Annotated in this window: 13 protein-coding genes; 6 read left to right on the top strand and 7 right to left on the bottom strand. The window is 64.5% G+C overall.

Annotated elements, in window-relative coordinates; translation table 11 throughout:
- The first annotated feature begins 56 nt into the window (after positions 1-56).
- On the top strand, positions 57-12,956 hold the full coding sequence (locus P3S72_RS21725) for a non-ribosomal peptide synthetase (RefSeq protein WP_276194175.1): 12,900 nt from the start codon (positions 57-59) through the stop codon (positions 12,954-12,956).
- A gap of 115 nt (positions 12,957-13,071) precedes the next feature.
- On the opposite strand, the gene dsbG is transcribed toward P3S72_RS21725, so the two are convergent.
- From dsbG to dsbD, 3 genes are read right to left on the bottom strand one after another with little or no spacing between them, the layout of a single operon-like run.
- The gene (gene dsbG, locus P3S72_RS21720) at positions 13,072-13,833 is read right to left on the bottom strand and encodes a thiol:disulfide interchange protein DsbG (RefSeq protein WP_276194174.1); all 762 of its coding nucleotides are present in this window, start codon (positions 13,831-13,833) and stop codon (positions 13,072-13,074) included.
- Positions 13,809-14,654, bottom strand: a complete 846-nt coding sequence (locus tag P3S72_RS21715) for a TlpA disulfide reductase family protein (RefSeq protein ID WP_276194173.1) — start codon at positions 14,652-14,654, stop codon at positions 13,809-13,811. The genes dsbG and P3S72_RS21715 overlap by 25 nt, the downstream gene beginning before the upstream one ends.
- Positions 14,654-16,381: a protein-disulfide reductase DsbD gene (gene dsbD, locus P3S72_RS21710; protein WP_276194172.1), complete on the bottom strand. Its 1,728-nt coding sequence runs from the start codon at positions 16,379-16,381 to the stop codon at positions 14,654-14,656. Before dsbD ends, P3S72_RS21715 begins: the two co-directional genes overlap by 1 nt.
- Positions 16,382-16,557: 176 nt before the next feature.
- On the opposite strand from dsbD, the gene P3S72_RS21705 reads away from it, so the two are divergent.
- The 5 genes from P3S72_RS21705 (at position 16,558) to P3S72_RS21685 (ending at position 21,337) form a co-directional block, all read left to right on the top strand.
- Positions 16,558-17,238, top strand: a complete 681-nt coding sequence (locus P3S72_RS21705; RefSeq protein WP_276194171.1) for a response regulator transcription factor — start codon at positions 16,558-16,560, stop codon at positions 17,236-17,238.
- On the top strand, positions 17,238-18,557 hold the full coding sequence (locus P3S72_RS21700; RefSeq protein ID WP_276194170.1) for an ATP-binding protein: 1,320 nt from the start codon (positions 17,238-17,240) through the stop codon (positions 18,555-18,557). The genes P3S72_RS21705 and P3S72_RS21700 overlap by 1 nt, the downstream gene beginning before the upstream one ends.
- 124 nt (positions 18,558-18,681) lie before the next feature.
- Positions 18,682-19,449, top strand: coding sequence for an N-acetylmuramoyl-L-alanine amidase (locus tag P3S72_RS21695; RefSeq protein ID WP_276194169.1), 768 nt, complete (start codon positions 18,682-18,684; stop codon positions 19,447-19,449).
- Between the two features lie 171 nt (positions 19,450-19,620).
- Positions 19,621-21,033 (top strand): aspartate aminotransferase family protein, encoded by a 1,413-nt coding sequence (locus P3S72_RS21690; RefSeq protein WP_276194168.1) that lies wholly within the window; start codon positions 19,621-19,623, stop codon positions 21,031-21,033.
- Between the two features lie 82 nt (positions 21,034-21,115).
- Entirely contained in the window at positions 21,116-21,337 is a 222-nt protein-coding gene (locus P3S72_RS21685; protein WP_276194167.1) for an MbtH family protein, read from the top strand.
- Between the two features lie 68 nt (positions 21,338-21,405).
- Here P3S72_RS21685 and P3S72_RS21680 read toward each other — a convergent pair whose 3' ends face one another.
- The 4 genes from P3S72_RS21680 to P3S72_RS21665 all read right to left on the bottom strand — a co-directional run bounded on the left by P3S72_RS21680 (position 21,406) and on the right by P3S72_RS21665 (position 26,071).
- Positions 21,406-23,574, bottom strand: coding sequence for a mechanosensitive ion channel family protein (locus P3S72_RS21680; RefSeq protein WP_276194166.1), 2,169 nt, complete (start codon positions 23,572-23,574; stop codon positions 21,406-21,408).
- 72 nt (positions 23,575-23,646) lie between these two features.
- Positions 23,647-23,823, bottom strand: a complete 177-nt coding sequence (locus P3S72_RS21675) for a hypothetical protein (protein WP_276194165.1) — start codon at positions 23,821-23,823, stop codon at positions 23,647-23,649.
- A gap of 161 nt (positions 23,824-23,984) precedes the next feature.
- The gene (locus P3S72_RS21670) at positions 23,985-25,274 is read right to left on the bottom strand and encodes a M18 family aminopeptidase (RefSeq protein WP_198717262.1); all 1,290 of its coding nucleotides are present in this window, start codon (positions 25,272-25,274) and stop codon (positions 23,985-23,987) included.
- A 161-nt stretch (positions 25,275-25,435) separates the two neighbouring features.
- The gene (locus P3S72_RS21665) at positions 25,436-26,071 is read right to left on the bottom strand and encodes an RluA family pseudouridine synthase (protein ID WP_276194164.1); all 636 of its coding nucleotides are present in this window, start codon (positions 26,069-26,071) and stop codon (positions 25,436-25,438) included.
- Positions 26,072-26,074 lie beyond the last annotated feature (3 nt).

Below are 26,074 nucleotides of genomic sequence, written 5' to 3'. Positions count from 1 at the left end.
TCCCCGATTTCCCGTAAGCCGAATTTCCCGCAAGCCGATTTCAGGCAGGAACCCCCATGATCGATGCCTTCGAACTTCCCCGCACCCTGGCCCAGTCCCTTCAACGTCGCGCCGCGCAGACCCCGGACCAGATCGCTCTGCGTTTCCTGGCCGAGTCCGCCGAACACAGCGAGGTACTCAGCTACCGCGACCTCGACCTGCGCGCCCGTACCGTCGCCGCCGCCCTGCAGGCCAACGCCGACCTGGGCGACCGTGCGGTGCTGTTGTTCCCCAGCGGGGCGGACTATGTGGCGGCGTTCTTCGGTTGCCTGTACGCCGGGGTGATCGCGGTGCCGGCCTACCCGCCGGAGTCCAGTCGGCGTCATCACCAGGCGCGCTTGCTGTCGATCATTGCCGACGCCGAACCGCGCCTGTTACTGACCATCGCCAGCCTCGGCGATGGCTTGGCGCAGATCGAAAATGCGCCGCCGGTGTTGACGGTCGATACCCTCGACAGCGCGCTTGCCGAGCGCTGGGTTGCCGCAGATGTGCAGCCCGACGACATCGCTTTCCTGCAATACACCTCGGGCTCCACCGCCTTGCCCAAGGGCGTGCAGGTCAGCCACGGCAATCTGGTCGCCAACGAAGTGCTGATCCGGCGCGGTTTCGGCATCGACCTGAACCCGGATGACGTGATCGTCAGTTGGCTGCCGCTGTACCACGACATGGGCCTGATCGGCGGCCTGCTGCAACCGATCTTCAGCGGCGTGCCCTGCGTGTTGATGGCGCCGGCGTACTTCCTCGGCCGGCCGCTGCGCTGGCTGGAAGCGATCAGCGAATACGGCGGCACCATCAGCGGCGGCCCGGATTTCGCCTACCGTTTGTGCAGCGAACGGGTCAGCGAGGCGGCCTTGGCACGCCTGGATTTGAGGCGCTGGCGCGTGGCCTATTCCGGCTCCGAGCCAATCCGCCTCGACACCCTGGAACGCTTCGCCGAGCAGTTCGCCCCGTGCGGTTTCACCCCGAACAGTTTCTTCGCCTCCTACGGCCTGGCCGAAGCGACCCTGTTTGTCGCCGGCGGCAGACGTGGCCACGGCATCCCGGCCCTGCGCCTGGATGCGCAGGCACTGGCCGCCAACCGCGCCGAGCCGGGGCAGGGCGCGGCGATCATGAGTTGCGGCACGTCTCAGCCGGACCATGCGGTGCTGATTGCCGACCCACACACGTTGTCCGAACTGCCTGACAACCACGTCGGCGAACTCTGGGCCAGCGGCCCGAGCATCGCCCACGGCTACTGGCGCAACCCCGAAGCCAGCGCCAAGACCTTCGTCCAGCACGCCGGCCGCACCTGGCTGCGCAGCGGCGACCTGGGTTTTATCTGCGAGGGCGAGGTGTACATCACCGGGCGCTTGAAAGACCTGCTGATCGTGCGCGGCCACAACCTCTACCCGCAGGACATCGAGCAGACCCTCGAGCGCGACGTGGAGGGGGTGCGCAAAGGCAGGGTCGCGGCGTTTGCGGTGAATGACCAGGGCCTGGAAGGCATCGGTATCGCCGCTGAGATCAGCCGCAGCGTGCAGAAAATCCTCGCGCCAGACGTGCTGATCAAAGCGCTCCGCCAAGCCGTGGCCGACGCCTATCAACAGGCGCCGTGCGTGGTGGTGTTGCTCAACCCCGGCGCACTGCCGAAGACCTCCAGCGGCAAGCTGCAGCGCTCGGCGTGCGCGTTGCGTCACGCCGAGGGCAGCCTCGACAGCTATGCGCAGTTCCCCGGTCTGCAAGCGCCGGCGAGTGATGTCGCGCTGGAGTCTGCCTTGCAAACCCAGATCGCGGCGATCTGGTGCGAGCAGTTGCAGGTGCCGGTGGTGGCGGCGGACGACCACTTCTTCCTGCTCGGCGGCAACTCCATTACCGCGACCCAGGTGGTTGCGCGCCTGCGCGAAAGCCTGGGCCTGGAACTGAACCTGCGCCTGTTGTTCGAAGCGCCGACCTTGGCGAACTTCGCCGCCAACGTGGCACAGTTGCAACAGGCGGGTGGCGTCGCCCAAGGTGCGATCCAGCGCTTGTCGCGCCAGGCCGAGTTGCCGCAATCCCTCGCGCAAAACCGTCTGTGGATCACCTGGCAACTCGACCCACGGAGCAGCGCGTACACCATCCCCGGTGCTCTGCGCTTGCGCGGTGAGCTGGATGAAGACGCGGTGCGCGCCAGCTTCGAGCAGCTGATCCAGCGCCACGAAGCCCTGCGCACGCGCTTCTACGAACGGGATGGGCAAGCCTTCCAGCGGGTGCTGGCCAGCAGCGAATTCAACCTGCGTGTCATCGACCTCAGCGACCTGCCCGCCGCCGAACGCGAAGCCCGTGCGCAACAGATCCGCGAGGACCAGGCGCGCAGCGCGTTCGACCTGGAAAACGGCCCGCTGCTGTGGGTGAGCCTGGTGCGTCTGGACGACGAAGATCATCAGTTGTTGGTGACGCTGCATCACATCATCGCCGACGGTTGGTCGCTGAACATCCTCATCGATGAGTTCTCGCGCCTGTACGCTGCGGCATCTCAGGGCCAGCCCCTGCTGCAACTGCCGCCACTGGCGGTGCAATACGCCGACTACGGCAACTGGCAGCGCCAGTGGTTGGCCGAGGGCGAAGGCCAGCGGCAACTGGCGTACTGGAAGGCTCAGTTGGGGGATGAACACCCGGCGTTGAGCCTGGCCACCGATCACCCGCGTGCGGCGCAGCAACGCCACACTGCTTCGCGCCACAGCGTGCGCCTGGGCGCCAGCCTCGGCGCGGCGATTCGCCAGACCGCCCAGGCCAATGAATCGACGCCGTTCATGCTGTTGCTCGCGGCGTTCCAGACCTTGCTCTATCGCTACAGCGGCCAGCGCGACATCCGCATCGGCGTGCCCAACGCCAACCGCCCGCGCCAGGAAACCCAGGGCCTGATCGGTTTCTTTATCAACACCGTGGTGCTGCGCGCCGAACTGGATGGGCGTTTGCCGTTCAATCAGTTGTTGGCGGCTACTCGCCAGGCAGCATTGGGCGCCCAGGCCCATCAAGATTTGCCCTTCGAACAACTGCTCGAAGCATTCCCCCGCGCCCGCGAACAGGGCCTGTTCCAAGTGATGTTCAACCATCAGCAACGCGACCTCAGCGCCTTGCATCGCCTGCCGGGCCTGCTCGCCGAGGAGCTGCCTTGGCACAGCCGCGAAGCCAAGTTCGACCTGCAACTGCACAGCGAAGAAGACCGCAACGGGCGCCTGAGTCTGTCGTTCGACTACGCCGATGAATTGTTCGAAACCACCACTATCCAACGTCTGGCCGAGCACTTCATCCACCTGCTGCACGCCGTGTGCGAGCAACCGCAGCTCGCCCTCGGCGACCTCAAGCTGATGCACCACGACGAGCAGCGGCCCTGGAGCGAAGCGCCTTGCGCGGCGGCCCAGCAATGGTTACCCGAACGGCTCAACAGGCAAACTTCGGACAGCACTGCGCTGGTCTGGCAGGGCGGCAGCCTGAGCTTCGCCCAACTGCACACGCAGGCCAACCGCCTGGCCCATTACCTGCGCGACAAAGGCGTCGGCCCTGACGTGTGCGTGGCCATCGCCGCCGAGCGTTCGCCGCAGTTGCTGATCGGCCTGCTGGCGATCATCAAGGCCGGTGGCGCCTACGTGCCGCTGGACCCGGATTACCCTGCCGAGCGCCTGGCCTACATGCTCAAGGACAGCGGCGTACACCTGCTGCTGACCCAGACCGCGTTGCTGGAGCAATTACCCACGGCCGAAGGTGTCTGCGTCATCGCCATGGACAGCCTGCACCTCGACAGTTGGCCGACCCAGCCGCCGGGGCTGTATCTGGAAGGCGACCACCTTGCCTATGTGATCTACACCTCCGGCTCCACCGGCCAACCCAAGGGCGTGGCTAACACCCATGCGGCCCTGGCCGAGCGCTTGCAGTGGATGCAGGCTACCTACGCGCTGAATGAAACCGACGTGCTGCTGCAAAAAGCGCCGATCAGTTTTGACGTGTCGGTGTGGGAATGCTTCTGGCCGCTGATCACCGGCTGCCGCCTGGTGCTGGCGGGGCCGGGCGAGCAGCGCGATCCGCAGCGCATTGCCCAATTGGTGCAGGCACATGGCGTGACCACGCTGCACTTTGTGCCGCCGCTGTTGCAGTTGTTTATCGACGAGCCGTTGGCGGCCGAATGCACCAGCCTGCGCCGTCTGTTCTGCGGCGGCGAAGCCTTGTCTGCAGAGTTGCGCAATCGCGTGCTTGCGCGGTTGCCGGTGGTGCAATTGCACAACCGTTATGGTCCGACCGAAACCGCGATCAACGTCACCCACTGGCATTGCCAGGCCGAGGATGGCGAGCGCTCGCCGATTGGCCGGCCGCTGGGCAATGTGATCTGCCGCGTGCTCGACGAGCAGCTCAACCCGTTGCCGGCCGGTGTGCCGGGCGAACTGTGCATCGGCGGCATCGGCCTGGCACGCGGTTATCTCGGCCGTGCCGGGCTCACCGCCGAACGCTTTGTCGCCGACCCGCTGGGCGCGCCGGGCACGCGCCTGTATCGCAGCGGTGACCGTGCACGCTGGAGCGTAGACGGCGTGCTCGACTACCTCGGGCGTCTCGATCAGCAGGTCAAGTTGCGCGGCTTTCGCGTGGAACCGCAAGAAATCGAAGCGCGCCTGCTGGCCCTCGACGGTATCGCCCAGGCCGCGGTGCTGGTACGTGATGATCAACTGATCGGCTACTACACCGCGACTGCGGCGCTGGACGCACAGGCCGTCAAAGCCGCCCTGGCCGCCGAGTTGCCGGAGTACATGGTGCCCGCGCACCTGATGTGCCTGGTCGCTATGCCCCTGAGCCCGAGCGGCAAGCTGGACCGTCGTGCGCTGCCGGAACCGGTGTGGCAAACCCGCGAACACGTTGAACCGCAAACCCCGTTGCAGCAGCAGATTGCGGCGATCTGGCGCGAAGTGCTGGGCCTGCCACGGATCGGCCTGTGCGACGACTTCTTCGCCCTCGGCGGCCATTCATTGCTGGCCACGCAAATCATCTCGCGCACCCGCCAGGCGTGTGACGTCGAGCTGCCGTTGCGCACCCTGTTCGAAGCCAGCGAGCTGGGCGCGTTTGCCGAGCGAGTCGGGCTGATCCAGGCCGCAGGCCAACGTAATCAACAGACGGCAATCACCAAGGTCGACCGCAGCCGGCCGGTGCCGCTGTCCTATTCCCAGCAGCGCATGTGGTTCCTCTGGCAGTTGGAACCGCACAGCCCGGCGTACAACGTCGGGGGCATGGCGCGTTTGCGCGGGGTGCTCGACGTGGGGCGTTTCGAGGCGGCGTTGCAGGCCTTGATCCTGCGTCACGAAACCCTGCGCACCACCTTCCCGAGCGTCGATGGCGTGGCCCATCAACAGGTGTCGGCGCAGACCGGCCTGCGCATGGGCTGGCAGGATTTCTCGGCGCTGAACCCCATCGAGCGTGAGCAACGCTTGCAGCAGTTGGCCGATGTCGAGGCGCACACGCCGTTCAACCTGGAAACCGGGCCGCTGTTGCGTGCGTGCCTGGTCAAGGCCGGCGCGCAGGAACATTACCTGGTGCTGACCTTGCACCATATCGTCACCGAAGGCTGGGCGATGGACATCTTTGCCCGTGAACTCAGCGTGCTGTACGAGGCGTTTATCGACGAGCGCGACTCGCCGCTGGCGCCGCTGCCGGTGCAGTACCTCGACTACAGCGTGTGGCAGCGCCAGTGGCTGGAGTCCGGCGAGCGCCAGCGCCAGCTCGATTATTGGATCGCGCAGTTGGGCCATGAGCACCCGCTGCTGGAACTGCCCGGCGACCGCCCGCGTCCGCCGGTGCAAAGCCACCGGGGCGAGCTGTACCGTTTTGACTTGAGCGACGAACTGGCGGCACGTGTTCGGGCTTTCAATGCCGAGCGCGGTCTCACCCTGTTCATGACCATGACCGCTACCCTGGCGGTGGTGCTCTACCGCTACAGCGGCCAGACCGACTTGCGCATCGGCGCCCCGGTGGCCAACCGGATTCGCCCGGAGAGTGAAGGGTTGATCGGTGCCTTCCTCAACACTCAGGTGCTGCGGTGCCAGCTCAATGGGCAGATGAACGTCGCTGAGTTGTTCGAGCATGTGCGCCACACCGTGATCGAGGGTCAGTCCCATCAGGACCTGCCGTTCGACCATCTGGTGGACGCGCTGCAACCGCCGCGCAGCGCGGCGTACAACCCGCTGTTCCAAGTGATGTGCAACGTGCAGCGCTGGGAATTCCAGCAACGCCGCCAACTGGCCGGCATGACCGTCGAGTACCTGGCCAACGATGCGCGTGCGACCAAGTTTGACCTCAACCTGGAAGTCACCGACCTCGACCATCGCCTGGGATGCTGCCTGACCTACAGCACCGATTTGTTCGACGAGCCGCGCATTGCGCGCATGGCCGAGCATTGGCGCAACCTGCTCGAAGCGCTGATCGCCGATCCGCAGCAGCGCCTCAGCGAATTGCCGATGCTCAGTGCCGACGAGCAGCACGCGTTGCAGCGCAGCCTGGGGACCGACGCGGCTGAGCAGCGCCTCGACCAGTGCCTTCACTCACTGTTCAGCCAGCAGGCGCTGGCCCGTGCCGACGCGCCGGCGCTGACGTTTGCCGGCGAGACCCTCAGCTACCGTGAACTGAACGCCCGCGCCAACCGCCTGGCCTGGATGCTGCGCGAGCGTGGCGTCGGCCCGCAGGTGCTTGTCGGCCTGGCGTTGCCGCGCTCCCTGGAAATGGTCATCGGCCTGCTGGCGATTCTCAAGGCCGGCGGCGCCTATGTGCCGTTGGACCCGGAGTACCCGCTGGACCGCCTGCATTACATGATCGAAGACAGCGGCATCGGCCTGCTGCTCAGTGATGCGGCGATGTTCGCCGCCCTCGGTGAACTGCCGGCGACGCTGGCGTGCTGGTGCCTGGAAGACGACCTGCCGGTGCTGGCGAACTACCCGGCCAGCGAGCTGCCGTTGCTCAGCCTGGCGCAACACCCGGCGTACCTGATCTACACCTCCGGGTCCACCGGTAAGCCGAAAGGCGTGGTGGTGTGCCACGGCGAAATCGCCATGCACTGCCAGGCGGTGATCGAGCGCTTCGGCATGCGCCCGGACGACTGCGAACTGCACTTTTACTCAATCAACTTCGACGCCGCCACCGAACGTTTGCTGGTGCCGTTGCTCAGCGGTGCGCAGGTGGTATTGCGCGCCCAGGGCCAGTGGGATGCCGAGGAAATCTGTGGGCTGATTCGCACCCATCGCATCAACATCCTCGGCTTCACCCCGAGCTACGGCAGCCAGTTGGCGCAATGGCTGGCGACCCAGCAGCAGACCTTGCCGGTGCGCATGTGCATCACCGGCGGCGAGGCGCTGACCGGCGAACACTTGCCGCGCATCCGCGCCGCGTTCCAGCCGCAGGTGTTTTTCAACGCCTACGGCCCGACTGAAACCGTGGTGATGCCGCTGGCCGGCCTCGCGCCGCAGCACCCGGAAGAGGGCGCCGGCAGCGTGCCGATCGGCAGCCTCATCGGCGCCCGCGTGGCCTACATTCTCGACGCCGACCTGGCCTTGGTGCCGCAAGGCGCGAGCGGCGAGTTGTACGTCGGCGGGGCAGGTCTGGCACAGGGTTATCACCAGCAGCCGGGGATGACGGCGGAGCGTTTTGTCGCGGACCCGTTCGCGGCCCATGGCGGCCGCCTGTACCGTACCGGCGACCTGGTGCGCCAACGTGCAGACGGGCAGGTGGAGTACCTGGGGCGGATCGACCATCAGGTGAAGATTCGCGGTTTCCGCATCGAACTCGGCGAGATCGAAACGCGCCTGCTCGAACATCCCGCCGTGCGTGAAGCGGTGGTGCTGGCGCTGGATTCGCCGAGCGGCAAACAGTTGGTGGCGTATCTGGTCAGCGACGCCGAGCACGGCCCGTTGCGCGATGCCTTGAAGACCCACCTCAAGGCGCAACTGCCGGAATACATGGTGCCCGCCCATGTGCTCGTGTTGGACAGCATGCCGCTGACCGCCAACGGCAAGCTCGACCGCCGCGCCTTACCCGCGCCCGATCCCGAGGCGAATCGCCAACACTACGTGGCGCCGCGCAACGCGCTGGAGCAGACGTTGGCGGCGATCTGGTGTGCGGTGTTGAACGTGCAGCAGGTCGGCCTCGACGATAACTTCTTTGAACTGGGCGGTGATTCGATCCTGTCGATCCAGGTGGTCAGCCGTGCGCGCCAGGCCGGGATTCACTTCAGCCCCCGCGATGTGTTCCAGCACCAGACCGTCCAGAGCCTGGCTGCCGTCGCCACGCGCGCCGAGCAGGTCACTGCTGAGCAAGGTGTGCTGACCGGCCGTTCAGGGCTCACGCCGATCCAGCAGTGGTTCTTCGACAGCGAGATCCCGGCGCGTCAGCACTGGAACCAGGCCTTGGTGCTCAAACCGCTGCTACTGCTCGATCCCCATCGCCTGGAGCAAGCCCTGCTGGCGGTGCTGGAACACCATGACGCGCTGCGCCTGAGTTTCACCCGACGCGACGCGCAATGGCACGCCGAGCACCTGGCCGTGCCGCAGGGCGGCGTGCTGATGCAGGCGCACGTGCGCGATTTGCAGCAATGCTCGGCGTTGTTCAGCGACACCCAACGCAGCCTCGACCTGGCGCACGGCCCACTGTTGCGCGCATTGCTGGTGGACGGCCCGCACGGCCAGCAGCGCCTGCTGATCGTGATCCATCACTTGGTGGTGGATGGTGTGTCGTGGCGTGTGTTGCTCGAGGACCTGCAAAACGTCTATCGCCAATTGAGCGATGGCCACTCTGTCAGCCTGCCGGCCAAGACCAGTGCCTTGCGCGATTGGGCGGCCCGTTTGCAGGCTTATGCCGGCAGCGAATCCCTGCGCGAAGAGTTGACGCTGTGGCAGGACCAGTTGGCCGGCGCGGTGCCGGCCTTGCCGGTAGCGCGCCCGCACGGTGGGTTGCGCCATCGCGATGCCGAGACGCTCAGCGTGCGCCTGGATGCCGAACACACCCGGCAGTTGCTGCAACAGGCCCCCAGCGCTTACCGCACCCAGGTCAACGACCTGCTGCTGACCGCCCTGGCCCGCGTGCTGTGCCGCTGCAGCGGTCACGCTTCGGCGCTGATCCAGTTGGAAGGCCACGGCCGCGAAACCCTGTTCGATGAGATCGACCTGACCCGTAGCGTCGGCTGGTTCACCAGCGCCTATCCGGTGCGCCTGACGCCGCTGGCGGAGCAGGGCGCATCGATAAAAGCCATCAAGGAGCAATTGCGCGGCGTGCCGCACAAGGGCCTGGGCTATGGCGTGCTGCGCTACCTGGCGGACGACCTGTGCCAGCAGACCCTGGCCGCACTGCCGAGTGCCGACGTCAGCTTCAACTACCTCGGCCAGTTCGACCAGAGCTTTGGCGCCGATGCACTGTTCCACCCGCTGGACGAATCCGCCGGCCTCGCCCACGACCCGGATGCGCCGCTGCCCAGCGAACTGAGTGTCGACAGCCAGGTGTACGGCGGCGAACTGGTGCTGCGCTGGACCTTCAGCCGCGCACGTCACGATCACCAGACGATTGGCGACTTGGCCGCCGCCTACCTGGCCGAACTGCACAGCCTGATCGACCATTGTCTCGAGGCCGATGCCGGCGGCCTGACGCCCTCCGACTTCCCCCTGGCGCGCCTGACCCAGACGCAGTTGGACGCCTTGCCGGTGCCCGCCAGCGCCATCGAAGACGTGTACCCGCTGACCCCGATGCAGGAAGGCCTGCTGCTGCATACCCTGCTTGAACCGGGCACCGGCCTCTACTACATGCAGGACCGCTACCGCATCAACAGTGCCCTGGACCCCGAGCGTTTCGCCCAGGCCTGGCAAGCGGTGATCGCCCGTCACGAAGCCTTGCGCGCCTCGTTCTGCTGGAACGTCGGCGAGGACATGCTGCAAGTGATCCACAAACCCGGCAGTACGCCGATCGAGTACCTGGACTGGAGCGCCGTTGCAGAGGCCGAACAGGAACCGCGTCTGCAAGCCCTGCTCAAGGCCGAACGCGAAGCCGGTTTCGATCTGCTCAACCAGGCGCCGTTCCACCTGCGCCTGATTTGCGTCGGTGAAGCGCGCTACTGGTTCATGATGAGCAACCACCACATCCTGATCGATGCCTGGTGCCGTTCGTTGTTGATGAATGACTTCTTCGACCTCTACACGGCCCTCGGCGCAGGCCGCGATGCGCAACTGGCCACGCCGCCGCGTTATCGCGACTACATTGCCTGGCTGCAACGCCAAAACCTGAGTCAGGCGCGCCAGTGGTGGCAGCACAACCTGCTGGGCTTCGAGCGCACCACGCCGATCCCCAACGACCGGCCGTTCCTGCGTGAACACGCCGGTGGCAGCGGCGGCATGGTGGTGGGCGATTGCTACACCCGCCTCGATGCCCGCGAGGGTGTGCAACTGCGCGAACTGGCCCAGGCCCATCAACTGACCGTCAACACCTTCGCCCAGGCCGCCTGGGCCCTGGTGCTGCGGCGCTTGAGCGGCGAGCGTGACGTGCTGTTCGGCGTCACCGTGGCCGGGCGTCCGGTGGACATGCCGGACATGCAACGTACCGTCGGCTTGTTCATCAACAGCATCGCGCTGCGCGTGAAGCTGCCCGAGGATGGCCAGCGTTGCAGCGTGCGCCAATGGTTGAGTGGCCTGCTCGACAGCAATATGCAACTGCGCGAGTACGAATACTTGCCGCTGGTGACGATCCAGGAACTCAGCGAACTGCCCAAGGGCCAGCCGCTGTTCGACAGCCTGTTCGTGTTCGAAAACGCTCCGGTGGAAGTCTCGGTGCTCGACCGTGCGCAAAGCCTGAATGCCACCTCGGACTCCGGTCGCACCCACACGAACTTCCCGCTGACGGCGGTGTGCTATCCGGGCGATGAGCTCGGTTTGCACCTGTCCTATGACCAGCGCTATTTCGATGAAAGCACCGTGCAAGGCATGCTGGGCGAGTTCAAACGCCTGCTGCTGGCGCTGGTGCAGGGTTTTCATGGCGACATGGCCGACCTGCCGCTGATAAGCGCGCAGGAGCGTGAATTGCTGGTACACGGCTGCAACCAGAGTGCGCACGCCTATCCACTGGAGCGCAGCTATATCGAGCTGTTCGAAACACAGGTGGCGCAGCATCCGGAGCGCATCGCCGCCACCTACCTCGACCAACACTGGACTTACGCCGAGTTGAACCGGCGCAGTAACGGCCTCGGCCATGCGTTGATCGCGGCGGGTGTCGGCCTGGATCAGCCGGTGGCATTGCTGGCGGAGCGTAATCTCGATGTGCTCGGCATGATCATCGGTAGCTTCAAAGCCGGGGCCGGTTACCTGCCGCTCGACCCGGGGCTGCCGAGTCAGCGTCTGAGGCGGATCATCGAGCTGAGCCGCACCCCGTTGTTGGTGTGTACCGAGGCGTGTCGCGAGCAGGCCATCGAGTTGCTGCAAGGTGTCGAATGCCAGTTGCTGGTGTGGGAGGACGTGCCTGGCAGTGGGGCAAACCCCGGGATCTACAGTGGCCCGGACAACCTTGCGTATGTGATCTATACCTCGGGCTCCACCGGCCTGCCCAAAGGCGTGATGGTCGAACAGCGCGGCATGCTCAACAACCAGTTGAGCAAGGTGCCGTACCTGGACCTGAGCCCGGTGGACGTGATTGCGCAAACCGCCTCGCAAAGTTTCGATATCTCCGTGTGGCAGTTCCTCGCCGCGCCGCTGTTCGGCGCGCGGGTGGATATTGTGCCGAACGCAGTCGCCCACGATCCGCAAGGCTTGCTGGCGCATGTGCAGGCCCAGGGCATCACCGTATTGGAAAGCGTGCCGTCGCTGATCCAGGGCATGCTGGCCGAGGAACGCATCGGCCTGGACGGCCTGCGCTGGATGTTGCCGACGGGTGAAGCGCTGCCGCCGGAACTCGCGCAGCAGTGGTTGCTGCGCTACCCCGAGATCGGCTTGGTTAACGCTTATGGTCCGGCGGAATGTTCGGATGACGTGGCGTTCTTCCGTGTCGACCTGGCCTCGACCCGTGGCACTTACCTACCGATTGGTACGCCGACCGACAACAACCGCTTGTACGTGCTGGACGCTGCGCTGGCGTTGGTGCCGCAGGGCGCGGTGGGCGAGTTGTGCGTGGCCGGCACCGGCGTTGGTCGCGGTTACGTCAGCGACCCGCTGCGCACCGCCCAGGTGTTCGTGCCCAACCCGTTTGGCGCTGCGGGCGAGCGTCTGTACCGCAGCGGCGACCTCGCACGGCGGCGCAGCGATGGCGTGCTGGAGTACGTCGGGCGTATCGACCATCAGGTGAAAATCCGCGGCTACCGCATCGAACTGGGTGAAATCGAAGCGCGCCTGCATGAACAAGCGGAAGTGCGCGACGCGGCGGTTGGCGTGCAAGACGGCGTCAACGGCAAACACCTGGTCGGTTACCTGGTAGCTGACGACGCCAGTCTCAACCCCAGCGAGCGCCTCGATCGCATCAAACAACGCCTGCGCGCCGAACTGCCGGAATACATGGTGCCGCTGCACTGGCTCTGGCTCGAGCGCCTGCCGCTCAATGCCAACGGCAAACTCGACCGTAACGCCTTGCCGGCCCTGGAGATCGGCCAGTTGCACGACCAGGCCTACCTGGCGCCGCGCAATGCACTGGAAGGTACGTTGGCCGCGATCTGGGCCGAGGTGCTCAACGTCGACCGGGTGGGGGTGCAGGACAACTTCTTCGAACTGGGCGGGCACTCGTTGCTGGCCACGCAGATCGCCTCGCGCGTGCAGAAAACCTTGCAAAGGGATGTGCCGTTGCGGGCGATGTTCGAGTGCAGCACGGTGGCGCAGTTGGCCGAGTACATCGATGGGCTGGCGGCGACTGCGATCAGTGCCGAGAAGGTGGATCGGTTGAGTGATTTGATGGCGGAGTTGGAAGGCTTGTAGTTTTCGTTGCCTGGACTGACGCTATCGGGGGCAAGCCCCCTCCCACATTTGAACGCATGAACCCGGTCGAGTGTGGGAGGGGGCTTGCCCCCGATAGCATCAGCCCAGGCGCCGCCTATTTCGGCCCAAGGATCTTCACCAACTTATCCGGCGACGGCGCCCCTTGCTGTTGCTGCAACCCGCCCTTGTCATCCAGATAGAAAATCGCCGGCGTCGCCGACAACTCCAACTCTTCCATCAACTTCATATTGGCATCGAGCTTGGCTTCAATATTGGCAGGGATTTTGTCCAGCGCCTGTAACTTGCTGCCCTTGCCAGCGGCTTCGTGTTCTTGCAGGGCTTTTTGCGGGTCTTGGCTGGCCAGCAGGGCGGCGGATTTGCCTGGGCTGTCTTCGCGGATGATACCGACCATGATGTGGCGCAACTGCACCTTGCCGGCCTTCACCCATGGCCGGGCCTGTTCCCAGAACATGTTGCAGTACGGGCAGTTGGGGTCGCTGAACAGGTAGACCGTGCGCGGCGCGTTGGTGTCGCCGTCCTGGATCCAGCTGCTTTTTTCCATCTTGGCCCAGACTTCCTTGGCCATCGGTGCGTACACCAGTTTTTCCAGGGGCGCGCTGCTCAGGTCATTGCCCTGGGCGTCGTACAGGTTGCCGGCGAGCACGCTTTTGCCGTCGGCGGTCAGGTACAGCGCCATGCCCCGGTTCTGGTACTGCGCGGCGTAGCCGGTGAGGCCGCTGGGGGCGTCGAACTTGCCGAGGATCTTGGCGCCCTTGGCTTCGATCTGTTTGATCGGTGCCGGCCAGTCTTCGGCCTGGGCCAGGGTGGCGGCCAGCGTGAGTGGCAGCAGGGTCAGCAAGTGGCGGAGGCGAGGCATGTCGGTTTCCTTTCAGTGGCGATGTCGAAGGGTTCCATGGCACGGGCCAGGCTGGCCTGGGACAGTTCACCGAGGTGGCTGTTGATCAGGCGTCCATCGGCTTGGTAGAACAGCGTGGTCGGCAAGGCCATGGAGCCCACGGCCTGGCCGAGGCGGCCGCTGGCGTCGAACAATACGTTGTCCAGGGTCAGGCCCTGGGTGGCCAGGTAGGTGCTGACGCTTTGCATGCTTTCGGCCTGGTTGACGAACAGGAAGGTCACGTCGGGGCGTTGGCGTTGGGCGCGTTCCAGGACCGGCATTTCCCGGCGGCACGGCGGGCACCAGGTGGCCCACAGGTTGATCACCAGCGGGCCGCCTTGGTAGTCCGCCAGTTGCACCACTTCGCCATTCGCGTTGCGCAGGGTGATGTCCGGCACGCGCGAGCCTTTGTCATACAGGCTCAGCGACAGGCTGGTCATGCCCCAGAACAGCAGGCCGGTGATCACCCCGGCACTCAACGGTTTGCGCAGGGCCGGGCGGCGCCAGCCGTACAGCAGCGCGCCGAGGATCAGTGCAATGACGCCGGGCCAGGCGAGAAAGCCGCCGTCGCGCAGGTCGACGATCTGCAACGGGTCGTTGCGGTAATAACTCCAGTACATCAGCACAAAGCTGATGCGGGCTGCCAACATGCCCAGCAGGAACAGGTAGAACAGCACCGACTCCGGGTTTTCCCCGCCACGCTTGGCCACGCGCCACCCCACCAGGGTGGCGAGAATCAGCGCGCTGATCAGCAGGATGTGATTCAGGGCGATGGCGAAGGTGCCGATGGTCAGGGTCAGCATCAGCGGGCGTCCCGCGTCTGGGTCCAGCGTTGCAGGAACGTATCGGCATCGACTTCGCCGGTGATGCGCCGGGCGCGGCGTTCTTCACCGTCCGGGCCGATCCATACGAAGCTCGGAGGCCCCGGCACTTTGTAGCGGCCGAGCAGGGCGCGGCTGGCGGCGTTGTCGGCGGTGACGTCGAGGCGCAGCAGGCGCACGTCTTTCAGGGCGTCCATCACGTGGGGTTTGCCGAACACCTGTTTTTCCATGATCTTGCACGACACGCACCAGTCGGCGTAGTAATCGACCAGTACCCATTGGCCCTGGGCCTTGGCGCTGTCGAGCTGGCTTTGCAGCACGGCCGGGTCGTTGATGGTCATGAACGCGTCGTGGGCGGTCGGCGCGCTGGTGATCCGCGAGCCGCTGTAGACCTTCAATGGTTGCCACACATCATCGCTGCCACCCGCCGCGCCGACCATCAGCAGGCCGCCCCACAACCCGAGTACCACGGAAACCGCGCCGGACAGCATGGCGACACGCCCGAAATCCTGGGCCAGGCGCCAGCCGCAATAGGCCATGGCGATGGCCAGCGCGCCCCACAGGCCGAGCCACAGGTTTTCCCCGACCACCGGGCGAATCATCAGCACGGCGGTGGCCAGGAACAGGAAGCCGAACACGCCCTTGAGCACATTCATCCAGGTGCCTGGCTTGGGCAGGAAGCGGTTGCCCACGGTCACCAGCAGCAACAGTGGAATGCCGATGCCGATGCCCATGGCGAACAGGATCAGCCCGCCGTGCAGGGCGTTACCGCTCTGGGCGATATAGAGCAGGGCACCGGCCAGGGGCGCGGTCATGCAGGGGCCGACCAACAGGCCGGACAGCGCGCCGAGCACCCCGGCGCCGATCAGGCTGCCGCCACGCTGGTTGCGGCTGACGTTGTCCAGACGATCACGCACGGCCACCGGCAGTTGCAGTTCAAAGAAGCCGAACATCGGCAGGGCCAGGATTACAAACAAGGCGGCGAAGCTGCCGAGTATCCACGGGGTTTGCAGCAGTGCGGCAAGGTTGCTGCCGAGCGACGCGGCCACTACGCCCAGCGCGGCATACACCAGCGCCATGCACATCACGTAGCTGCCGGCCAACGCAAAACCGCGACGCGGGCTGGCGCCGCTGCCGACCACCAGGCCGGCGAGGATGGGCAACATCGGCAACGAACACGGGGCAAACGCCAGCAACAGGCCCAAGCCGAAGAACACCAGCAGGCTCCACCCCAGGCTGCGCTGTTGCAGGCCGCTGGCCAGGCTCTGGTCCTGGGCTTGTGCGGTGGCGGCGACGGCCGGATTGCCGCCCAGGTCCACGCTGATCGACTGCGGCGGGTAGCACAGGCCGGCATCGGCACAGCCCTGCCAGCCCAGTTTGACCTGGCCGGTCACCCCCGCAGGAATCTTCACTTCCAGGCCTTGGCGGTACACTTGCTGCTCGCCGAAGAACTCATCGCTATGGGCTTCACCCTCGGGCAGCGCCGGCTTTTCGGCGAGGCCGTCGAACTTCATGCGCTGCTGGTACAGGTAATAACCATCGGCAATCTGCCAATACAGCTGGGTTTCGCCGGACTCCAGGCGTTCGGAGGTAAAGGTGAAGGCCTTGGCTACCGGGAGAAAATCGGGTTTGGTCTCGAACGGGTTACCCGGCGCGGCCTGGGCGAATCCCGCGAACAACATCAGCAGTAAGGTAAATAGATGCCGCATGGTCAAGCCTTAGTTCGATGCAAGTGAGGCACACAATGTGTGGCGTTGATTAACCGATGATTAACCGGACGCTATTCTAGAGTGTAGGGAATATCTGATGTTGCGAACTTTGGCGGCATAATGCGCGCTTAATCGATCTGTCTTCTAATTCCCCCATCTTTCATGAAGGGTTCAGCATGCACGTACTGGTCTGTGAAGACGACGAACTGATCGCCAGCGGCATCGTGGCCGGCCTCGGCGCCCAGGGCTTTACCGTCGAGCGCGTCGCCACCGCTGCTGCCGCGCGGGCAATGCTCAAGGCTGCCGAATTCGACATCATGGTGCTCGACCTCGGGCTGCCCGACGAAGACGGCCTCAAGTTGCTGCAACAGCAGCGCAGCCAGGGCCTGGAAATTCCGGTGCTGATCCTCACCGCGCGGGATTCGGTGACCAACCGCGTCGACGGCCTGCAAGCCGGTGCCGACGATTACCTGCTCAAGCCCTTCGACCTGCGCGAGCTCGCCGCGCGCCTGCAAACCTTGCTGCGCCGCGTGGCGGGGCGCAGCGTCAACCTGATCGAGCACGGCCGTCTCACTTACGACCCGAGCAGCCGCGAAACCCTGCTGGCCGGGCAATCCGTGGACCTTTCCCGCCGCGAACAAGCGCTGTTGCAGGCGCTGCTGCACAACAAGGGCCGCGTGCTCTCCAGCGAACAGCTCAAAGACAGCGTCTACGGCTTCAACGACGAACTGGAAAGCAACGCCCTCAACGTGCATATCCACCATTTGCGGCGCAAATTGGGCAACGGCATCGTCGAAACAGTACGTGGCCTGGGTTACCGCCTGGGCCCGGCGGATGGTGGAGATAGCCCCCCGTGATGAGCCTGCGTCTGCGCCTGACCTTCAAGCTCGGCGCCGCTTTTGTGTTGATCTGGGCGCTGGCGGCTGCCTGGATGCTCAACGATCTGCGCAACCAGATGATGTTCTCCCTCGACCAGCGCCTGGTCGCGTCGGCGCGCATGGTCGCCGGTTTGACGGAGCAGATGCCGGGCCTGGCAAGCAGCGCCGAGGGCAAGCACTTCAGCGCCGAGCAACTGAATGTGCCGGGCGGCATGGCCTGTCAGGTCAGTTCCTTGCGCGGCGAAGTGTTGGCGCGCAGCCACACCACTCCGGACCAGGGGCTGGAATCCCATCGCAGCGGTTTTCGCGACCAGATCATCGACGGCGCGGCGTGGCGCAGCTTTACCCTGAGCCGTGGCGATCTGTTCATTACCACCGCCGACCGCCAGGTCGAGCGCGAGGCGTTGAACCTGTCGATTCTGCTGGCGGCCTCGGTGCCGGTCGGTGTGGCGTTGTTGGGCTGCCTGTGCCTGCTGTGGCTGGGGATCGGGCAAAGCCTGCTGCCGCTCAATCGCATGCGTGACGCATTGATGCGGCGCAGTGCCGATTCCCTCGAACCGCTGCAGATCCACCCGCTGCCCAGCGAGTTGAAACCGCTGCTCGACACCCAGAACCAACTGTTGCAGCGCATCGCCAAGACCATCGAACGCGAACGGCGCCTCACCGGCGACGCCGCCCACGAACTGCGCAGCCCGCTGACTGCGATCAAGACCCACCTGCAAGTGGCGCGCATGACCGAAGGCGCGGCCCGCGATCAGTCCCTGGCCCATGCCGAGGAGGGCGCCGACCGCCTGCATCGCACCCTCGAGCAATTGCTCTTGCTGGCGCGGGTGGAGGGCAGCCTGTCGTTCGACGACGGCTTGCAGTCCAGTGCCGAGCAAGTCGCGCGGTTGGCGATCCAGGACGCCAACGCCGGCGACAACCAGCGTATCGACCTGATCCTGCCGGACGACCTCAGCGACACCCCGGTGGACATGCCGGTGGGCCTGGCCGTCGCCGCCCTGCGCAACCTGCTGGACAACGCCCTGCGCCATACTCCGGGCGATACCCGGGTGGAACTCAGTGTGTTGATGGCCGGCGATCAGGTGGTGTTCCGCGTGCGTGACCATGGCAAACAGATCGCCAGCGAAGACCTGCAATACCTGACCCAGCGCTTCTGGCGCAACGGCAACAGCGAGGGCTGTGGCCTGGGCCTGGCGATTGTGCAGGCGATTGTCCAGCGCTGCTCCTGCTCGTTGACGTTCGATAGCCAGCCAGATGGCCTGCGGGTCGATTTGGGCATGCCGCTGCGTCGCTGATCACCGTTCTTTCGCGTGCCAAATAGTTACCGCCCGCCTGACGTTCAACCCTTCAGGATGGCGGTCATTGTTTTGCGCTTGAACGGGCCGAATGACTCGGCCTGTACCGAAAAGGACGATTCTTATGTTGGTCATCGATACCAGTTTCCCCGCCAAGGACTTCAACGAACGCAACGGCGAGCCCGTGGGGCAAGTGGTCCTGCATTACACCGCCGCGCCCTTTATGTCATCCCTGCAGACCCTGACGCGGCACGGTGTCAGTGCGCACTATCTGCTGCCTGATCCGGCCGAGCCCGGCTACCGCGCCGCCGGTTATGACGAGTTGCGCGTGTTCCGCCTGGTGGATGAGGCGCAGCGTGCCTGGCATGCCGGGGTGAGCCACTGGGGCGGGCGGGATAACCTCAATAGCCGCGCGATCGGCATCGAGATCGTCAACCAGGCGCGCGATGAGGACGGCGTGTTTACCTTTCCTGCGTACCCTCGGGAGCAGGTGGATGTATTGATCGAATTGCTGCGCGACATCCTTGCGCGTTACCCGCACATCGGTCCGACCGAGATCCTCGGGCATTCGGATGTGGCGTATTGGCGCAAGAGTGATCCGGGGCCGCACTTGCCTTGGCGTTGCCTGTTCGAGGCCGGCGTGGGGGCCTGGTTCGATGAGGCGACGCGGGCGATGTACCAGCGCCGATTTTGTGTCGGGTTACCGCCCGAGGTGGAAGTGGAGCGTGCCTTTCAGCGCTACGGGTATAAACCGGCGCAGAATCGCCAGGCGTTCGAGCTGCGAACCCGCGCGTTTCAAATGCACTTTCGGGCCAGGGATTATTGTGGGTGCCTGGATGCTGAGACGTGTGCGATTTTGTATGCGCTGAACGACAAGTACCGGGGGCTTTGACGTCAAGCGCTGTCTCATTTGGCGCTTCATCCATCCGTAACTACCACAGCCCCTAAATCCTTTCGACGCTGGTGCGTTTCCACAACAGGAAATCCGTGCGCATGCCCTTGGGCCAGACGCCAACGGATCGGCAGTTGGGTCACCATCATCAGCGTATTGAGGGATCGAGAGATGTCAGTCGCTAGCAGCCGTATCGCAGACGCTCAGGTGCCGGTCAGCCCTGCACCCGTGGAAACGCTCTACCAGTTCGACGAAAGCCCGCTGCTGGCGCGCCAACGCCAGCAGGAGTCCAACGCCCGCAGCTACCCACGGCGCATCCCTCTGGCACTCAAACGCGCGAAGGGCATCTACGTGGAAGACGTGGAAGGCCGCAGCTTCATCGACTGCCTGGCCGGCGCGGGCACCTTGGCGCTGGGGCATAACCACCCGGTGGTGATCGACGCGATCCAGCAAGTGCTGAGCGACGAACTGCCGTTGCACACCCTCGACCTGACCACACCGGTCAAGGATCAGTTCGTGCAGGATCTGTTCGGCCTGTTGCCGGCCGCGTTGGCGCAGGAAGCCAAAATCCAGTTCTGCGGCCCCACCGGCACTGACGCAGTGGAAGCTGCGTTGAAGCTGGTACGCACCGCCACGGGGCGCAGCACGGTGTTGTCGTTCCAGGGTGGTTATCACGGCATGAGCCAGGGCGCGTTAAGCCTGATGGGCAGCCTGGGGCCGAAGAAACCGTTGGGCGCCCTGCTCGGCAATGGTGTGCAATTCCTGCCGTTCCCTTATGACTACCGTTGCCCGTTCGGCCTGGGCGGCGCGCAAGGTGTGCGGGTCAATCTGCATTACCTGGAAAACCTGCTCAACGACCCGGAAGCCGGGGTGTTGTTGCCGGCGGCGGTGATTGTCGAAGTGGTGCAGGGCGAGGGCGGCGTGATCCCGGCGGACCTTGACTGGCTGCGCGGCCTGCGGCGGATTACCGAGCAGGCGGGCGTGGCGTTGATCATCGATGAAATCCAGAGCGGTTTCGGGCGTACCGGCAAGATGTTTGCCTTCGAACACGCAGGCATCATTCCGGATGTGGTGGTGATGTCCAAGGCCATCGGCGGCAGCCTGCCGTTGGCGGTGGTGGTGTACCGCGACTGGCTCGACACTTGGTTGCCGGGCGCCCATGCCGGGACCTTCCGTGGCAATCAGATGGCAATGGCGGCCGGGTCGGCGGTGATGCGCTACCTCAAGGATCACGACCTGGCCGGCCATGCGGCGGCGATGGGCGAGCGCCTGGCGGAGCACCTGCACCTCCTGCAGCGCGATTTCCCGCAATTGGGCGATATTCGCGGTCGCGGGCTGATGCTCGGCGTGGAACTGGTGGACCCGAACGGCGCGCTCGATATCCAGGGCCACCCGCCGGTCCACCGGCACCTGGCACCGCTGGTGCAGCGTGAATGCCTCAAGCGCGGCCTGATTCTGGAGCTGGGTGGGCGTCATGGCGGCGTGGTGCGCTTCCTGCCACCGTTGGTGATCAGCGCCGCCCAGATCGATCAGGTCGCCGAGATCTTCGGGCGTGCCTTGGCTGCAGCGGTCGCCAGCCTCTAATTTTTCGGCCGCCTGGTACGTTCCTACAGATATCAGCGCTGCGCGTGGTGCGCAGCCAGCCTTTGAGTGATGGAGAACAGCAATGACCTCAGTATTTGACCGCGACGACATCCTGTTTCAGGTAGTGGTCAACCATGAAGAACAGTATTCAATCTGGCCCGACTACAAGGCCGTGCCGGAAGGCTGGCGTACCGTGGGCAAGAGCGGCCTGAAGAAAGAGTGCCTGGACTATATCGAAGAGGTCTGGACCGATATGCGTCCGTTGAGCCTGCGCCAGAAGATGGACGGCGCGGCGCTGACCTGAGCCCACCACACTGAAATCAGCGAAGCTCCAATGTGGGGCTCGGCAGCGCCCACATTGCGCCTGAAGGCTCAGGCGTTCTTCTCTTTCTCCAGCCCGCCCGACGCGCCGGTCACCACCTGCACACTCAGGCGCGGTGTAGCCAGGTCCAGCCCGGCCTCGTCCAGATGGCGTTTGAGTGACAGGTTGAACGCCCGCGACACTTCCCATTGCTTGATCGGCGCAGTCTTGAAGCGCGCGCGCAGAATCGCGCTGCCCGACTCGAAACTTTCCACGCCCTGAATCTCCAGCGGTGACCAGATATTGCGGCGTTGTAGCGGATCGTTGCGCATCTGCTGGCCGACGTCGCGTATCAACTTGATTGCATCGTCGATGTCCATGTTGTACGGGATCGCCACCCGAAAGATCGCGTAGCCGAACTCTCGGGAGTAGTTCTTGATGCTCTTGATCTCGCTGAACGGGATGGTATGCACGATGCCATCGATGTCGCGCAGGCGCACGGTACGGATGGTCAGGCCTTCGACTGTGCCGAGGTGGCCGCCGACGTCCACGTAGTCATCGATGGCCAGGGAGTCTTCGATGATGATGAACAGGCCGGTGATCAAGTCCGCCACCAGCGACTGCGCGCCAAAGCCGATGGCCAGGCCGATTACACCGGCACCGGCCAGCAACGGCGTGACGTTCATGCCCATGTTGGCCAGGGCGACGATGGCCGCGATGATGAAGATGGTCACGAACAGCACGTTGCGGATCAGCGGCATCATGGTCTGCGCGCGCGCGTTGGCTAGGCCTTTGCGCGAGCGGGTGAGGGCGTGATGGATCGCGGTGTCGCTGAGAATCCAGATCAGCCAGGCAAACAGCAGCGTGCCGCCGAGGCCGAACAGCTTGACGCTGATTTCATGACCGTCGCCTTCGGTGAAACGGATCAATGACAGGCCCCAGACCCGCAGCCCCAGCTCGATAAACGTCAGCCACACCACCAGGTGGGCGAGGGTGTAGACGAAGCTCTTCAGGCGTTCGGAGTACAGCGCATGGCGTTTGTGCCCGCGGTGCGGCTTGAGGGCATGGCGGCGTACCAGGCCGTTGATTACCATGCACAGCACCAGCAACACCGTGCATAGCAATGACTGACGCAAGGCGGTGCTGGTGTCGCCGGCGGAAACGAAGGTGGCGAACAGCGAGATGCAGACCAGCAGCAGGGCCGGGATGTACCAGAAGGTGCCGATGATTTCGATCGTATCGCTGAGGGCGCGGCGGGTCAGGCGACGGGACAGCGGCTGGTTGCGGATCAGGTGCGCAATCGGCCGGCGGAAGCGCAGGATAAACACACCGGTGGACAGCGCGGCCATTACATTGGCGACGGTTGCCGCCGTGTGCGCCAGGTGCTGGCCAAGCGCAACGACCAGCCTGGGGTCGCCCAAGGCTTCGCCAAAGGCGGCAAAACTGCCGATCAACCACAAGGGCCGGAACGCCTTTCGCCGCAGGATATACAACGCGTGACGGCGATGCGGGCCGTCCAGCACGGAGAATGCGATCACGCAGATTGCCGAGAAGCAGGTGCCGACCACCAGCGCATACGCCAGCACCATCGCCAGGGATTTGCCCAGGGACGAGGGCAGCGCGTAACTCAGGTACACGGTGATCACCAGCGCGATCAGCCACGGCCCCAGTTTGCGTAGGGCGAAGCGCAGCATGTCCCAGGTGCGCGGGTGTTGCGGCAGTTCTTCGGGCAGGCCGAAGCGCTCGCGCACGCGGTGGCTGAGCCAGATCAGCGCGGCGGCCAGCAGGCTCCACACGGCGAGGATCAGGGCAAAACCGAAGATGATCGGCAGCCATTCGCTGGCCGGCAGCATCAAGGCCTTGAGTTCATCCTTGGCCATGTCCACTTCATCGGACCAGCGTCCCAGCGGGCTGTCGACACCGGAGAATTGCTGCTCAAGGCCAGACAGCGTGCTGCCGATCAGCCCGAGCACGCCTTGTTCGGCGGCCGGCTGGGCCTTTTGCGTGGCCTGGCGCAGCTTTTTCAGGTCGCTCAGCAACTGGGTACGTTGCTGGTCGTTTTCCAGGGTCTTGATCACCTCGTCCAGCGATTGCCCCAGCGGCAGGTCGGCCTGGGGTTGAGGCTTGCTGGTGCCACCCAGCAGCCCAGGCAAGCCAACGGCCTGGGCCGGAGCGAGCGGGAGCAGGGTGAGCAGGGCGATCAGCAAGTAGCAGGGCAGGGCAAACAGACGGGAAAGCACGAGGCGGTCAACCTTGAAAACGACGAATTGACCGAGTGTACGAGGCCCCTATGCCCAATGCGAGTGCATTTGTTATTCAGCGAGTTTGGCGAGGATCTTGTAAACCACGGTGCCCAGGATCAACAGCATGCCGATCCACATGCCAAACACACCGAGAGGCTTGTCACGAAAATTGAAGCCGACCGCGAGCATGATCATGCCGATGAGGATAGGAATGAGCATGGTGTGGAATGAGGACATGGTGATCATGAGGCGACGGCCCTGTCAGAGTGGGAATAATGACAAGTCTAGGTGGGATTGCGGGAAATGTAGGTGATATAGATCAGGTGTACGCGAAGCCAAATGTGGGAGGGGCGGTGCGACGATTCGACTTGCCCCTCCCACCTGTTTAGCTGCATTCAGCCTTTGGCTCAGGGCAGATCGCGGCTTGCGTAGAACGCACCGAGGACTTTCACCAGATGCGCCAGGTCATGGCTGCCGCACAGCTCGCGAATGGAGTGCATGGCGAACGTCGGCAAGCCGATGTCGACGGTGCGCACACCCAGGTGGCTGGCGGTGATCGGGCCGATGGTCGAGCCGCAGCCCATGTCGCTGCGCACCACAAAGCTCTGCACTGGCACTTCCTCGGCCATGCACAGGTGGCGGAAGAAGCCGGCGGTTTCGCTGTTGGTGGCGTAGCGCTGGTTGCTGTTGACCTTGATCACTGGGCCGGCGTTGAGTTTCGGGCCGTGGTTGGCGTCATGCTTGTCGGCATAGTTCGGGTGGATGCCGTGGGCATTGTCGGCCGAGACCAGCAGTGATTTCTGAATGGTGCGTACAAATTCGTCACCTTCGGGCAACAGGCGCCGCAGGGTCTGTTCCAGCATCGGGCCGTCGGCACCGCAGGCCGAGCAGGAGCCGACTTCTTCGTGGTCGTTGCACACCAGCACGCAGGTTTCATCGGTCTCGCTGGTGAGCAAGGCTTGCAGGCCGGCGTAGCACGACAGCAGGTTGTCCAGACGGGCACCGGCGATGAAGTCGCCATTGAGGCCGATCACGGCGGCGCTTTGGGTGTCGTAGAAGCTCAGCTCGTAGTCGAGCACCACGTCGGCGTTCAGCCCGTGTTCGCGGGCCAACTGCTCGGTGAGCACGGCGCGGAAGTCCACGCGCTCGTCACCGGCAAACTGCGCGAGGATCGGCGGCAGTTCGGTCTGGGCATTGATCGCCCAGCCCTGGTTGGCTTCACGGTTCAGGTGGATGGCCAGGTTGGGGATGATGGCAATCGGCAGTTTGAAGTCGATCAGTTGGCTTTCGACCTTGCCGTCGCGACGGAAGGTCACGCGGCCGGCCAGGGACAGGTCGCGGTCGAACCACGGTGCCAGCAATGCGCCGCCATAGACTTCGACGCCCAACTGCCAGAAGCCCTGGCGTTGCAGCTCGGGCTGGGGCTTGACCCGCAGGCACGGGCTGTCGGTGTGGGCGCCGACCAGGCGGATGCCGCCCTGCAGCGGCGAGTGGCGACCGAGCTTGAAGGCGATGATCGCGGAGTCGTTGCGGGTCACGTAATAGCGACCGTTGGCCTCGGTGGTCCAGGTGTCGCGCTCGTCGAGACGCTGGTAACCGGCCGCTTCGAGACGCTGGGCCAGGGCAGCAGTGGCATGAAAGGGAGTAGGGGAGGCCTTGAGGAAGTCGATCAGGCCTTGATTCAACGCTTCGCGCATAAATAGCTCCAGACAGCAATGCGCGGAGTTTACCGTTCGATGGCGAGAAGTGCACAGCACAAATGTGGGAGGGGGCTTGCCCCCGATGGCGGAGTGTCAGTCACTGTATTTGTTCACTGACCCACTGCAATCCCCTCCCACATTTGACAGTGTTTACAGCTTTAGAAGGGGGCAGGACACTCGAAGCGCAAGCGCTCGCCGCTTTGCGGGTGGGTGAAGCTCAGCATGCTCGCGTGCAGGCACAGGCGCGGCCAGGCGGCCAGGGCGTGTTCATGGGCATACAAGCCATCACCGAGCAGCGGGTGGCCGATCGACAACATATGCACGCGCAACTGGTGCGAGCGCCCGGTGATTGGCGTCAGCTCGACGCGGCACCAGTCACCGCAACGTTCCAGCACCTTCCAGAAGGTTAGCGCGTGCTTGCCGAACTCGTGGTCGACCACATGGCGTGGCTTGGTCGGCGGATCGTAGCGCAGGGGCAGGTCGATGCTACCGCTGTCCAGTTCCGGTTGGCCCCAAGCCAGGGCGGTGTAGGCCTTTTCGGTTTCGCGGTCATGAAACTGACGGGACAGTTCGCGGTGGGTATCGGCGTCCCGCGCGAGCAGGATGATCCCCGAGGTTTCCCAATCCAGTCGATGGACGATTCTGGCCTCTGGGTAGCCGTTTTCCTGCAGGCGAGTGATCAGGCAGTCCTTGTTGTCGTCGGCGCGGCCAGGCACCGAGAGCAGCAAAGTCGGCTTGTTCACCACCAGGACAGCGTCGTCCTGGTAGAGGATATGGATGTTGGACAACGGCATTAA

Source organism: Pseudomonas sp. D3 (assembly GCF_029320995.1).
GTDB classification, from domain to species: domain Bacteria; phylum Pseudomonadota; class Gammaproteobacteria; order Pseudomonadales; family Pseudomonadaceae; genus Aquipseudomonas; species Aquipseudomonas paraveronii.
Note: the sequence above shows the minus strand (reverse complement) of the source record. Positions and strands in the feature narration are given on the sequence as shown.

Bases quoted from the DNA above. Each gene is read 5' to 3' on its own strand.
- dsbD (WP_276194172.1), bottom strand. From the start codon at position 16,381: ATGCGGCATCTATTTACCTTACTGCTGATGTTGTTCGCGGGATTCGCC.
- dsbG (WP_276194174.1), bottom strand. From the start codon at position 13,833: ATGCCTCGCCTCCGCCACTTGCTGACCCTGCTGCCACTCACGCTGGCC.
- P3S72_RS21705 (WP_276194171.1), top strand. From the start codon at position 16,558: ATGCACGTACTGGTCTGTGAAGACGACGAACTGATCGCCAGCGGCATC.
- P3S72_RS21725 (WP_276194175.1), top strand. From the start codon at position 57: ATGATCGATGCCTTCGAACTTCCCCGCACCCTGGCCCAGTCCCTTCAA.
- P3S72_RS21670 (WP_198717262.1), bottom strand. From the start codon at position 25,274: ATGCGCGAAGCGTTGAATCAAGGCCTGATCGACTTCCTCAAGGCCTCC.
- P3S72_RS21685 (WP_276194167.1), top strand. From the start codon at position 21,116: ATGACCTCAGTATTTGACCGCGACGACATCCTGTTTCAGGTAGTGGTC.
- P3S72_RS21675 (WP_276194165.1), bottom strand. From the start codon at position 23,823: ATGATCACCATGTCCTCATTCCACACCATGCTCATTCCTATCCTCATC.
- P3S72_RS21690 (WP_276194168.1), top strand. From the start codon at position 19,621: ATGTCAGTCGCTAGCAGCCGTATCGCAGACGCTCAGGTGCCGGTCAGC.
- P3S72_RS21665 (WP_276194164.1), bottom strand. From the start codon at position 26,071: ATGCCGTTGTCCAACATCCATATCCTCTACCAGGACGACGCTGTCCTG.
- P3S72_RS21700 (WP_276194170.1), top strand. From the start codon at position 17,238: ATGAGCCTGCGTCTGCGCCTGACCTTCAAGCTCGGCGCCGCTTTTGTG.
- P3S72_RS21715 (WP_276194173.1), bottom strand. From the start codon at position 14,654: ATGCTGACCCTGACCATCGGCACCTTCGCCATCGCCCTGAATCACATC.
- P3S72_RS21695 (WP_276194169.1), top strand. From the start codon at position 18,682: ATGTTGGTCATCGATACCAGTTTCCCCGCCAAGGACTTCAACGAACGC.